The organism is Streptomyces sp. 4N124 (assembly GCF_052245395.1).
Classification (GTDB): domain Bacteria; phylum Actinomycetota; class Actinomycetes; order Streptomycetales; family Streptomycetaceae; genus Streptomyces.
Genome location: NZ_JBQQBS010000012.1, coordinates 101,110 through 113,749, shown reverse-complemented (window position 1 = coordinate 113,749; position 12,640 = coordinate 101,110). Strand labels below are relative to the sequence as shown.

Sequence of the window (12,640 nt, the reverse complement as noted above, 5' to 3'; positions counted from 1 at the left end):
CCGCGACACAGAAAGTTGACGCAGATGACCGACCAGCTGACCGTGAGCGTCCTGGGCACCGGGATCATGGGGGCCGCGATGGCCCGTAACCTCGCGAAGTCCTCGCTCGCCGTGCGGGCCTGGAACCGCACCCGCGCCAAGGCGGAGCCCCTCGCCGCCGACGGTGCGTACATCGCCGACACGCCCGCCGACGCAGTCCGGGGCGCCGATGTCGTACTGACCATGCTGTACGACGGTCCCGCCGCGCTGGACGTCATGGACGAGGCGGCGCCCGGCCTGCGTCCCGGTGCCGTCTGGATGCAGTCCACCACCGCCGGTCTCGACTCGATCGCCGATCTGGCCGCTTTCGCCCAGGGACACGACCTGGTGTTCTACGACGCGCCCGTGCTGGGCACCCGGCAGCCCGCCGAGGCCGGGCAGCTCACCGTGCTCGCTGCCGGGCCGGAGCGGGGGCGGGAGACCGTGACGCCGGTGTTCGACGCGGTCGGTGCGCGCACCGTGTGGACCGGGGAGGACGGGGCGGCGGGTACCGCGACGCGGCTGAAGCTGGTGGCCAACAGCTGGGTGATCGCCGCGACCAACGCCACCGGTGAGGTGCTGGCGCTGGCCAAGGCGCTTGAGGTGGATCCGCAGGGGTTCTTCGACCTCATCGCGGGTGGGCCGCTCGACATGGGGTATCTGCGGGCGAAGGCCGGGCTCGTGCTCGAGGGGCGGCTGACGCCCCCGCAGTTCGCGGTGGCGACCGCGGCGAAGGATGCGCGGCTGATTGTCGAGGCGGGTGAGCGGCGGGGGGTGCGGCTGGATGTCGCGGCGGCCGGTGCGGAGCGGTTGGAGCGGGCGGTTGTGCAGGGGCATGGGGGCGAGGACATGGTGGCCGCGTATTTCGCCAGCTTTGACGAGAAGTCGGAGGACTGAGCGCCGGGGTGGGGGCTGGGCGGGGGTAGGTCGCGCAGCCCGGCGCTGACGGGGTGCCGCCTGCGCCCACCCGTGCCGCCCCAGGCGGCACGCATGCCCGCAGCTTGGGGCGGGGGGCGCCGCTCCACTCGGCACGAATGCCCGCAGCTTGGCGGAGCCTGCACGCCGCCTGCCGGGTGGGCGCCGTCCCAGGCGGCACGACTGCCCGCAGCTTGGGGCGGGAGGCGCCGCCCTACGGGGCACGCATGCCCGCAGCTTGGCGGGACGCCTGCCCGCAGCTTCAGTGTTGTCCCGCGTGCGACCCTGGCCCCATGGATGACGAACCGTCGCTGCTTCTCATCGTCGATGCCGCCAATGTCGTCGGGTCGGTTCCTGATGGGTGGTGGCGGGATCGGCGGGGGGCCGCGGAGCGGTTGCGGGATGTGCTGGCTGCCGATGGGGTGCCGGGGCATTCCGGGCCCGTGGAGATCGTGCTCGTGGTCGAGGGGGCCGCTCGGGGGGTCGAGTCCGTGCCCGGCGTGCGGGTCGAGGGGGCGAGCGGGAGCGGGGACGACCATATGGTCGAGCTGGTCGCTCGGGCGGGCGGTCGGGACTGTCTCGTCGTCACGGCCGACCGTGAACTGCGGCGCCGGGTGACGGAGTTGGGAGCGGAGGTCACCGGCCCCCGGTCGATCCGCCGCCGGTGATCCCGTACCCGGCGAGCGACAGCCGCATCCCGCACTGGTCCTCGGCCTCCACCGTCACCCGCTGCCCCCAGTGGGCGGTGAGGCGCTGGGCCACGTCGACCAGACGGCGGCGCTCCTGCGGGGTGTAGGCGGGGAAGCGGGTCCAGCCGCGTTCGGCGATCTGGTGGCCGAGTTCGTGGAACAGGGCGGACCTGGTGCGCTGTTCCTCCTCCTCGGTGAGCGGGGTGGGCCCCTCGCCTCCCGTGTATCGCACGTTGTACAGGTCTCGGATCACTGCTGGCTCGCCGTTCCGGTCGGGTACGTGTCCGGCGAGCCTACCGACCCCGCGGTCTCCGCCGGAGCGGGCCTGCGGGGTCGGTTCGGTGGCTCGGTCGGCTACTGGGCGTCTCCGGGCTTCGGCGGCTTCAGCACGTCGCTGACCTTCGTCTCCTCGTGCCGTCCGAGACGGCTGTGGGAGCGGCCGTAGACGAAGTACACGACGAAGCCGACGGCCATCCAGACGGCGAAGCGGACCCAGGTCTCGGCGGGCAGGTTGAGCATCAGCCACAGCGAGGCGCACACGGACAGGATCGGGATGAACGGCACCCACGGGGTGCGGAAGGCCCGGTGCAGGTCGGGGCGGCTGCGCCGCAGGATGATCACGCCGATCGCGACGACCACGAAGGCGAACAGCGTGCCGATGTTCACCAGCTCCGCGAGTTCGCTGAGGGGGGTGAAGCCGGCGAGGATCGCGATGAGCACGCCGAGCAGGATGGTCGGCCGGTGCGGGGTCTTGAACTTTGGATGGACGTGGGAGAAGAAGCGCGGCAGCAGTCCGTCACGGCTCATCGCGAAGAAGACCCGGGTCTGGCCGAGCAGCAGGATCATGCAGACCGTCGTCAGGCCGACCGCGGCGCCGAAGCTGATGAAGCCCGCGAACCAGGGATGCCCGGTGGCCTTGAAGGCGTCGGCGAGCGGGGCGGTGATGGACAGGTCGGTGTAGTGCTGCATGCCGGTCACGACGATCGACACGGCGACATACAGGGCCGTGCAGATGACGAGCGAGCCGAGGATGCCGCGGGGCATGTCGCGCTGTGGGTTCTTGGTCTCCTCGGCGGCCGTGGCGACGACGTCGAAGCCGATGAAGGCGAAGAAGACGACGGAGGCGGCGGTGAAGATGCCCATCACGCCGAAGTTGGAGGGCGCCCAGCCGAACATCAGCTGGATGAGCGGGGCTTGCAGGTTCTCTCCCGCCTCCACGGCCTGCGCCTTCGGGATGAACGGGTCGTAGTTGTCGCCGTCGATGAAGAAGGCGCCCGCGATGATCACGGTCAGCACGACGGTCACCTTGATGGCGACGACGAGCGAGGTGACCCGCGCGGAGAGCTTGGTGCCGACCACGAGGATGGCGGTGAGCAGCAGGACGAGCGCGGCGGCGAGGATGTCGAAGCCGAAACCGTCGGCGCCGTCTCTGGTGCCGAGCGCCTCGGGCAGCTGCCAGCCCGCGTTGTCCATCAGCGAGGCGACATAGCCGGACCAGCCGACGGCCACCACCGCCGTGCCGAGCGCGAACTCCAGGACCAGGTCCCAGCCGATGATCCAGGCGGGCAGTTCACCGAGGGAGGCGTACGAGAACGTGTACGCCGAGCCCGCCACCGGGACCGTGGAGGCGAACTCGGCGTAGCAGAGCGCGGCGAGCGCGCAGACGACGCCGGCCGCGACGAAGGCCAGCGCGACGGCGGGACCGGCGTTGTTCTTGGCGACCGTGCCGGTGAGAACGAAGATGCCGGTGCCGATGATGACGCCGACGCCGAACACCGTCAGATCGAGCGCGGACAAGGATTTCTTGAGCGCGTGCTCGGGTTCCTCGGTATCGAGGATGGACTGCTCGACCTTCTTCGTCCTGAAGAGGGTGCTGCTCACGGGCGTACCTCCCACGCTGTGTCGTCCTCGACATGATCGAGAGGGGGCGTGGTGCGTATGCCCCGGCGCGGTTCGTTTCACACGGATGGGCCGGTTTCACCACCCTTCGCGGTGGTGAAACCGGCCCATCCGGACGCGGGGTGAGGTGCTAGTCGCGCGCGGGCTCGACGGTGGCCTCCGGGCGGTCGAAACGGCCGTCCAGCTTGGAGACCAGTCCGGTGACCTGGCGGGCGATGTCGGGTGCGGTCAGCCCGATCTCGGCCATGACCTCCTTGCGGGAGGCGTGGTCGAGGAAGCGCGGCGGGATGCCGAAGTCACGCAGCGGGACGTCGACGCCGGCGTCGCGCAGGGCCTGGGCGATCGTCGAACCGACACCGCCGACGCGGGAGTTGTCCTCGACGGTGACGACCACACGGTGCCGCTCCGCGAGGGGGGCCATGGCTTCGTCGACCGGCTTGACCCAGCGCGGGTCGACGACGGTCGTGGAGATGCCCTGCTTGTCGAGCAGGGAGGCGATCTCCAGGCACATCGGCGCCAGGGCGCCCACCGAGACGAGGAGCACGTCCGGCGTCTCCGTCCCCGGCTCGCGCAGTACGTCCATGCCGCCGACGCGACCCACGGCGGGTACGGCGGGGCCTACGGCGCCCTTCGAGAAGCGGACCACGGTCGGCGCGTCGGTCACGTCGACGGCCTCGCGCAGCTGGGCGCGGACCTGGTCGGCGTCGCGCGGGGCGGCCAGCCGCAGCCCGGGGACGACCTGGAGGATCGACATGTCCCACATGCCGTTGTGGGAGGCGCCGTCGGTGCCGGTGACACCGGCCCGGTCCAGTACGAACGTCACACCGCACTTGTGGAGGGCGACATCCATCAGGACCTGGTCGAAGGCCCGGTTGAGGAATGTGGCGTACACCGCGAACACCGGATGCAGACCGCCCGTGGCCAGGCCCGCCGCGGAGACGGCGCCGTGCTGCTCGGCGATCCCGACGTCGTAGACCCGCTCCGGGAAGGTCTTGGCGAACTTGTCGAGGCCGACCGGCTGGAGCATGGCCGCGGTGATGGCGACGATGTCCTCGCGCTCCTTGCCGAGCTTGACCATCTCCTCGCCGAAGACGGAGGTCCAGTCGGCGCCGGAGGAGGCGATCGGCAGACCGGTGTCGGGGTGGATCTTGCCGACGGCGTGGAAGCGGTCGGCCTCGTCCTGGAGGGCGGGCTGGTAGCCGCGGCCCTTCTCGGTGAGGCAGTGCACGATGACCGGGCCGCCGAAGCGCTTGGCACGGGCCAGCGCCGACTCCAGGGCCTCGATGTCGTGGCCGTCGATCGGGCCGACGTACTTCAGGCCGAGGTCCTCGAACATGCCCTGGGGCGCGATGAAGTCCTTCAGGCCCTTCTTGGCGCCGTGGAGAGTCTCGTAGAGCGGCCTGCCGACGACGGGCGTGCGGTCGAGGATTTCCTTCGTCCGGGTGAGGAAGCGCTCGTACCCGTCGGTCGTCCGCAGCGTGGCCAGGTGGTTGGCGAGACCGCCGATGGTGGGCGCGTACGACCGCTCGTTGTCGTTGACCACGATGACGAGCGGGCGGTCCTTGGCCTCGGCGATGTTGTTGAGGGCTTCCCAGGCCATGCCGCCGGTCAGGGCGCCGTCACCGATCACGGCGACCACGTGGTCGTCGCGTTTGCGGATCTCGTTCGCCTTCGCGAGGCCGTCGGCCCAGCCGAGGACCGTGGAGGCGTGCGAGTTCTCGATGACGTCGTGCTCGGACTCGGCCTGCGAGGGGTAGCCCGACAGACCGCCCTTCATCTTCAGCCTGCTGAAGTCCTGGCGGCCGGTGAGCAGCTTGTGCACATAGGACTGGTGGCCGGTGTCCCAGAGCACCTTGTCCTTGGGCGAGTCGAAGACCCGGTGCAGCGCGATGGTGAGCTCGACCACACCGAGGTTCGGGCCGAGGTGGCCGCCGGTCTTGGAGACGGCGTCGACGAGGAAGTTCCGGATCTCCTCGGCCAGCTGGTCCAGCTGCTCCAGGCTGAGCCGGTCCAGATCACGCGGTCCCCTGATGCGGGTCAGCAGCGGCACCCGTGCCTCCTTGCAGTAGAGCTGATCGAGCTGTTGCCGGGCCTGTCGAGTCTAATGTTCCGCCTGAGCGGCCGATGCCCGGGCGGTGCGTCATACGTCACGCGATCGGCTGTACCCAAGTTGTGGCGTTCCTACGACATGACTGTGCCCGGCACCTCACAGGTGCCGGGCACTTGAAGCGCCCCGTCAGGGGCGCGGGGAACTGCGCGACCAGCCACAACGGACCGGCACCCAGCAGATCACCCGCACCCCTGCGGCGAGTCCTACGCTCGACCCGCGGTCTTCTGCGTCCGACGGGTGATCGAGTCAATGACCACCGTCGTCAGCAGAACACCCGCGGTGATCATGTACTTCACCGGCTCGGCGATGGACTCCAACTGCAGCCCGTACTGGATCGACACGATCACCAGCACACCCAGCAGCGCGTTCCACGTACGCCCACGCCCACCGAACAGCGACGTACCACCGATGACCGCCGCGGCGATCGCGTTCATCAGCAGGTCACCGGTTCCGGCGCTCTGGTTGGCGGACGCGATCTTCGACGCCAGGAACAGACCGCCGATCGCCGCGAACCCACCTGAGATCGCGAACACCGAGATCCGAACCGCGGTGACGTTGATGCCCGCACGGCGGGATGCCTCCACGCTGCCACCGAGGGCGAAGATCTTGCGGCCGTACGAGGTGCGGCGCAGCACGAAGTCGGTCAGGAACAGGAAGCCCAGGAAGATCACCGTGGCCAGCGGCAGACCCTTGTACTGGTTGTACATGGCCGCCGCGGCGAAGGAGACGATGGCCAGCAGCACCGTCCGCATGACCGTGTCGCTGAGCGGCCGGGACGGGACGCCCGCTGCCTCCCGGCGCCGGTTGCCCAGGAAGGACGTGATGAAGAAGACGGCGACCATCACGACCGCGAGGCCGTAGGCGGCGGCCACGTCGCTGAAGAAGTACGTGGTCAGATTGCCGATGAAGCCGTCGCTGTCGAGGTTGATCGTGCCGTTCTCACCCAGCGTCTGGAGCATGAAGCCCAGCCAGAACAGCAGACCCGCCAGGGTCACGGCGAAGGCGGGAGCGCCGAGCACCGCGAAGAAGAAGCCGTGTGCCGCGCCGATGGCCGCACCGGCGGCGACGGCGAAGAGCACCGCCATCCACTCGGGCCAGCCCTGGTTGACGGCGAGGACGGCCGCGATGGCGCTGGCCGCGCCGCTGACCGAGCCGACCGACAGGTCGATCTCGCCGAGCAGCAGCACGAAGACGATGCCGACGGAGATCATGCCCGTGCCGACCATCGTGACGGTGATGTCACTGATGTTCTGTGCGGACAGGAACGCCGAGTTGAGGGACTGGAAGACGACGCAGATGACGACCAGGCCGACGATGACCGGCAGGGAGCCCAGCTCGCCCGCCTTCATCTTCCGCTTGAACTCGCCGAAATAGCCGGCCAGGCCCCGCTCGCGCACCAGGAGCCGCGGGTCGACCGCGGTCACCGCGGCCGCGGCGGCCTCGGGGTTCTCGACGGCGTGCTCGTCCTGCGGGGACGTGGAGGTCTTGTCGATGCTCACTGTTAAACCTCCCCGGTCGTGCGCGCCGCACGGCGGGTCACGGCGTTGTCGGTGGCGCCGGTGATGGCGGAGATGATCTCCTCCTGCGAGGTCGTCTTGACCTCGAAGACGCCGTTGTTCCGGCCCAGGCGAAGCACCGCGACCTTGTCGGCCACGGCCTTCACATCGGCCATGTTGTGGCTGACGAGGATCACCGCGTGGCCGCGCTCGCGCAGCCGCTCGACCAGGTCGAGGACCTGGGCGGTCTGCTCGACACCGAGGGCCGCGGTGGGCTCGTCGAGGATGACCAGCTTGGGCTCGCCGAGCATGGACCGGGCGATGGCCACGGTCTGGCGCTGACCGCCCGAGAGCGAGGCGATCGGGATGCGGACGCTGGGGATGCGGATCGACAGCGTCTGCAGCAGTTCCTGGGAGCGGCGCTCCATCTCGACCTCGTCGAGGACGCCCCACTTCCTCAGCTCACGGCCGAGGAACAGGTTGCCTACGACGTCGATGTTGTCGCACAGCGCGAGGTCCTGGTAGACCGTCGCGATGCCCAGGTTCTGGGCGTCGTGCGGCCGGTTGATCGAAACGGCCTTGCTGTCCCATTCGATGACGCCCTCATCGATGGGGTGGACGCCGGCGATCGTCTTGACCAGCGTGGACTTTCCGGCGCCGTTGTCGCCCACCAGGGCGACCACCTCACCGGCGTGGACCTCAAGCTCTACGTCGGTGAGCGCCTGAACGGCACCGAACCGCTTGGAGACCCCGCGCAACGCCAGCACGGGCGTAGCGGACACGTGAACCATCTCCTTCGCCGCCTGACCCGGCGGGAGGTTGTGCAGAAAGAATGAGGGGGATGTTCCGTCCGGCGCCCCGCAACGAGCTTGCGGGGCTATGTGTATGCGGGGCGCCGGAGGAGCCTGGAGAGCGGCAGTCCCGGTACGGGAGTTCGGATAAGGATTCCCGAATTCCCGTACTTTCACAGGGACTTGCGGCTGTTTACTTCAGACCGATCTTGTCGCAGGCCGACTTGTACTTGGCCGTGCAGATCTCGTCGATCGTGTAGACGCCGTCCTTGATGACGGTGTCGTTGATGTTGTCCTTGGTCATCGAGGTGACGGGGACCAGAACGGACGGAACGTCCTTGGCGCTGCCGCTGTCGACCTTGTCCTTGGCGATGGAGTCCAGGGACTCGCCCTTGGCGAGCGCTACGGCCATCTCGGCGGCGGCGTCGGCCTCGGGGGCGTACGGCTTGTAGACGCTCATGAACTGGTCGCCGGTGACGATGCGCTGGACGGCGGCGAGTTCGGCGTCCTGGCCGGTGACCGGGACGTCGATGCCGGCCGACTTCAGGGCGGTGATGATGCCGCCCGCCATGCCGTCGTTGGCGGAGTAGACGCCGATGATCTTGTCCTTGCCGAGCGCCGAGATCGCCGACTCCATGTTGGCGTTGGCGTTCTCCGGCTTCCACTCCTTGGTGTCGAACTCCTTGCCGATGTTCACCTTGCCGTCGAGGACGGAGTGCGCGCCCTCCTTGAACTGGGCGGCGTTCGGGTCGGTGACGGAGCCGTTCATCATGACGACCTGGCCGTCCTTGGCCTTGTCGCCCAGCGCCGTGAGCAGGGCCTCGCCCTGGGTCTTGCCGACCGACACGTTGTCGAACGAGGTGTAGGCGCTGATCGGGCCCTCGGCCAGGCGGTCGTAGGCGACGACCTTGATGCCGGCGTCGACGGCCTTCTGCACGGAGTTCTTGATCGCCTTGGCGTCCACGGCGTCCAGGATCAGCACGTCCACCTTGTTGGTGATCATCGTGTCGACCTGCTGCGCCTGCAGGTTGGCGTCCTGCTTGGCGTTGTTGTACTGGATCTCAGCCTTGTTGTTCGTCAGCTCCCCGATCTTCTTCTCGATCAAGGGGCGGTCGAACTTCTCGTACCGCGCGGTCTGGTTCTCCGGGAGCAGGAGACCGACCTTGATGTTGTCACCCTTGGCGGCGGTACCCGCGGTCTCACTGCCACCGTCGGCCTCCTCAGCGCTGCCACAGGCGGCGAGGGAAACGGCCATCGCACCTGCGGCAATGGCAACGGCGGCACGACGCATACGCGTGTTCACTTCAGAAACCTCCCTGACGAGGCCGCGTCGTTGCGGCCGAGGTGGCTGGAAGTCAACTCGGCCGCACGTGCGACGTCAAGAAGTAAATCCTTAACGGGTTGGCAACGGTGCCATACGTTCTCTAAGTGAAGGCAGGAGCAATGGCAGTCAACGACCCATCCAAAAGGGTCGAATCACCCATCTCACTGAGCGCCAGCGCGAGGGCCCCGAGGACCTCCGCGCGGCCGCCAAGTGCCCCTGGCAACACCGAGAGCTGACGTGCGGCACTGGGGATCGCATACCGGCCGACCGACTCCCTGATGGGCCCGAGCACCAGCTCACCGGCCTCGGCGAGATCACCGCCGAGGACCACTCTGCTCGGGTTGAGCAAATTGCAGAGATTGGCCACTCCACTGCCGATGTGACGGCCGACGTCGGCGATCACCCGACGGCAGCCCGGGTCTCCGTCCCGCGCCAGTCGTACGACGCCTTCCATGGTCAGGTCGGTGCCGTGGCTGGACTGGAGGAGCGGGAGCACATAGCGCGCGGCCGTGAAGGTCTCCAGGCAGCCCCGGTTACCGCAGCGGCAGACGGGGCCGGACTCATCAAGAGTAATATGCCCGATTTCTCCCGCCGTGCCACCCGGGCCGCGGTAGATCTTGCCGTTGATGACCAGGCCGGCGCCGACACCACTGGCGACCTTGATGTACGCCAGGTCCTTCGCACCCCGGCCGCTGCCCCAGACCATCTCGCCGAGGGCGGCCAGGTTGGCGTCGTTGTCGACCTGCACCGGGACGCCGAGCCGCCCGCCCAGCTCCTCGGCGGGCTTGGTGCCGGTCCAGCCCGGCAGGATCGCGGTGGAGCCCAGGGTGCCCGACTCGACGTCGATCGGCCCCGGCACGCCCAGGCCCACGCCCGCGACCTTGGAGCGGTCCACTCCGGTCGCCGCGATCAGCCGGTTGACCAGCTCTTCCGCCCGGTCGAAGCTCTGCGTGGCGGAGGCGTCCACATCGAGCGGCTCGGCCTCCTCGGCCAGCACCTGATGGGCGAGATTCCCGACCGCGACGCGCAAATGCGTATGCCCGAAGTCCACGCCGATCACGATCCCGGCGTCCCCGCTCAGGGAGACGCTGCGGGCCCTGCGGCCGCCCGCCGACGTGGGCGTGACCTCGACCGTTCCGCCGTCCTTGAGCTCCCGGACGATGTTGGAGACCGTCGCCGCGGACAGGCCGGTCGTCCTCGCGATCTCCGCCTGGGTGAGCGAGCCCGCCAGCCGTACGGCCCGGACGACCCGCTCCAGGTTGGCTCGGTGCAGCGACGACTGCGACCCCGGAGTCTCCACGACGACCTCCTGCGCGCGGGGACCGCTTCGATGAGGCCCCGTCTATGTCCAACTAGTGAACTCTAAGCTGAGCCGTTCGGGTCGCCTCCCGTCAAGAGGTTGAACCGGATCGGGGCGCTTGCCCATGCCCGTGGGCGCCGCCCCGACGCGGGAGCGGCGCACGCACGGACCGTCGCGGAGTGTTACTTCAGGGTCGCCGAGGTCAGACCCGCCTGCACCTGACGCTGGAAGGACAGGTACACGACCAGCATCGGGATCATCGCAATGGTCACACCCGCGAACAGCACGGGGAGGTCGGAGGCGTACCCCTGCTGCTGTTGCAGCTGGATGAGGCCCTGAGTGAGGACATAGCGCTCGGGGTCGTCACCGCTTTGCGGCTGCATCAGGACCGTCGGCAGGATGAACTGGTTCCACTGCCCGAGCGTATTGAAGATGCCGACGCTGAGCAGGCCCGCTTTCGCCATCGGCAGCATCACCTGGAAGAAGGTCCGGGTGTGCGAGGCCCCGTCCAGGACGGCCGCCTCGAAGACCGCCGTCGGCAGGGTCCGGAAGAAGGCGTGCATGAAGAACACCGTGAACGGCATCGAGTAGGCGACGTAGACCAGGATCAGTCCCTGGTACGTGTTCAGCATGTCCAGCCGCTTGACCATGAAGAACAGCGGGACCAGCGCCAGGAACACGGGGAACATCGCGCCCGCGACGAAGAAGTAGTAGAGGAAGCGGTTCCCCCAGAACTGGTAGCGGGCCAGCACGTACGCCGCCATCGAGCCGAACAGCATCGTCAGCGGCACCGAGAACACCAGCACGATGACCGTGTTGACGAAGTAGTCGCCGATGCCCTTGTCCCAGGCGCGGGAGAAGACCTCGAACGACCAGCTCTCCGGCCAGCCGAACGCCGAACCGCCGATCTGCGCGTCGGTCTTGAAGGAACTCAGCACCAGCCACAGCAACGGCAGCACGATCAGCAGCGCCCACAGGGCGAGGAAGCCGTGCGAGAAGACGTTCAGTACGACGCCTTCGCCGCGCTCGTCCCCCGGGCGGGCCGGGGCCTTGCCGACCGGGGGCTGGGCCGGGGCGGAGCCGCCGGTGGCGGCGGTCTCCTTGAGGGGTGCGCTCATCGTCGTCTCTCCGGCTCAGAACTCGATGCGGTCGCGGCGGGTGGCGCGCAGCATGACGGCGGACACGATCAGGGTGAGGACCAGCATGACGACGCCCATCGCACAGGCGTAGCCGCTCTTGCCGTACAGCAGGAAGTTCCGCATCATCACGGTCGCCATGACCTCGCTGTGGTGGTCGGGGCCACCGCCGTAGTCACCGGACGTCATGGTGGCGACGAGGATGAACATGTCCATCGCCGCGATGCCGAGATAGACCCACGCGGTCTGCACGGAGTCCCACAGCAGCGGCAGCGTGATGCGGAAGAAGGACTGGGCGCGGCCGGCGCCGTCGATGAGCGCGGCCTCGTAGATGTCCCTGGGGATGGACTGCATGGCGGCGGAGAACAGCACGAGATAGAAGCCGACGCCGTGCCAGACGACGACCGCTATCAGCGCCCACAGCACGAAATTCGGCTCGTTCAGCCATTCGACGGGGCTGTTGGCGTCGACGAGCCCCAGTTTGACCAGGAAGCCGTTGAGCATGCCGCCGCCGTCGCTGCGGTACACGGCGCCGAAGAGCACCGCGAGGATCGCGAGCGACAGCACTTGCGGGAAGAAGTAGACGACTCGGTAGAACTTGGAGCCGGCGACTCCCGAGACACCGCCGGCCCGGCTGCGCCCGCCCGCGTTCAGCATGAAGGCGAAGAACAGGGCGAGGAGAATGGTGATCACCGGGATGAACACCAGGAACAGGATGTTGTGCCAGATGGCCCCCATGAAGATGTCGTCCTGGAACAGCGCTTTGTAGTTGTCCAGTCCGACGAAACTGAAGGTCTGCGACTGACCCTTCCAGTCGGTCAGCGAATAGCCGAACGTCTGGATGTACGGCCAGATGACGAAGATCAGATAGAGCGCCACGGGAACGAAGAGAAACCCCGCGACGAACCGGTACTGCCCTTTGCGCATGGCGTTCCTGCCCCTGGTGTCCGTCCCGGGCCGGG

Annotated in this window: 11 protein-coding genes; 2 read left to right on the top strand and 9 right to left on the bottom strand. The window is 68.3% G+C overall.

Features of this window, described 5'->3' with window-relative positions:
• Positions 1–24 precede the first annotated feature (24 nt).
• Both ACTWQO_RS15165 and ACTWQO_RS15160 read left to right on the top strand, forming a co-directional pair.
• Positions 25–915 (top strand): NAD(P)-dependent oxidoreductase, encoded by an 891-nt coding sequence (locus ACTWQO_RS15165; protein ID WP_443237831.1) that lies wholly within the window; start codon positions 25–27, stop codon positions 913–915.
• A gap of 311 nt (positions 916–1,226) precedes the next feature.
• A complete protein-coding gene (locus tag ACTWQO_RS15160; RefSeq protein WP_443237830.1) occupies positions 1,227–1,601 on the top strand; it encodes an NTP pyrophosphohydrolase in 375 nt (124 codons plus the stop codon).
• On the opposite strand, the gene ACTWQO_RS15155 is transcribed toward ACTWQO_RS15160, so the two are convergent.
• The 9 genes from ACTWQO_RS15155 to ACTWQO_RS15115 form a co-directional block, all read right to left on the bottom strand.
• Positions 1,570–1,854: a hypothetical protein gene (locus ACTWQO_RS15155; protein ID WP_443237829.1), complete on the bottom strand. Its 285-nt coding sequence runs from the start codon at positions 1,852–1,854 to the stop codon at positions 1,570–1,572. The genes ACTWQO_RS15160 and ACTWQO_RS15155 overlap by 32 nt on opposite strands.
• 122 nt (positions 1,855–1,976) lie before the next feature.
• Complete coding sequence (locus tag ACTWQO_RS15150; protein WP_443237828.1) at positions 1,977–3,503, bottom strand: amino acid permease; 1,527 nt, start codon at positions 3,501–3,503, stop codon at positions 1,977–1,979.
• A gap of 148 nt (positions 3,504–3,651) precedes the next feature.
• The gene (gene dxs, locus ACTWQO_RS15145; protein WP_443237827.1) at positions 3,652–5,571 is read right to left on the bottom strand and encodes a 1-deoxy-D-xylulose-5-phosphate synthase; all 1,920 of its coding nucleotides are present in this window, start codon (positions 5,569–5,571) and stop codon (positions 3,652–3,654) included.
• 263 nt (positions 5,572–5,834) lie between these two features.
• Positions 5,835–7,130, bottom strand: a complete 1,296-nt coding sequence (locus ACTWQO_RS15140) for a sugar ABC transporter permease (RefSeq protein ID WP_443237826.1) — start codon at positions 7,128–7,130, stop codon at positions 5,835–5,837.
• Between the two features lie 2 nt (positions 7,131–7,132).
• Positions 7,133–7,918: an ATP-binding cassette domain-containing protein gene (locus ACTWQO_RS15135; protein WP_443237825.1), complete on the bottom strand. Its 786-nt coding sequence runs from the start codon at positions 7,916–7,918 to the stop codon at positions 7,133–7,135.
• A gap of 193 nt (positions 7,919–8,111) precedes the next feature.
• Positions 8,112–9,209 (bottom strand): sugar ABC transporter substrate-binding protein, encoded by a 1,098-nt coding sequence (locus ACTWQO_RS15130; protein WP_443237896.1) that lies wholly within the window; start codon positions 9,207–9,209, stop codon positions 8,112–8,114.
• A gap of 133 nt (positions 9,210–9,342) precedes the next feature.
• A complete protein-coding gene (locus tag ACTWQO_RS15125; protein WP_443237824.1) occupies positions 9,343–10,542 on the bottom strand; it encodes an ROK family transcriptional regulator in 1,200 nt (399 codons plus the stop codon).
• Positions 10,543–10,724: 182 nt separating this feature from the next.
• A complete protein-coding gene (locus ACTWQO_RS15120) occupies positions 10,725–11,660 on the bottom strand; it encodes a carbohydrate ABC transporter permease (protein ID WP_443237823.1) in 936 nt (311 codons plus the stop codon).
• 15 nt (positions 11,661–11,675) lie between these two features.
• Positions 11,676–12,605 carry a carbohydrate ABC transporter permease gene (locus ACTWQO_RS15115; RefSeq protein WP_443237822.1) on the bottom strand — a complete coding sequence of 310 codons (930 nt, stop codon included), beginning with the start codon at positions 12,603–12,605 and terminating at the stop codon, positions 11,676–11,678.
• Positions 12,606–12,640: the final 35 nt, after the last annotated feature.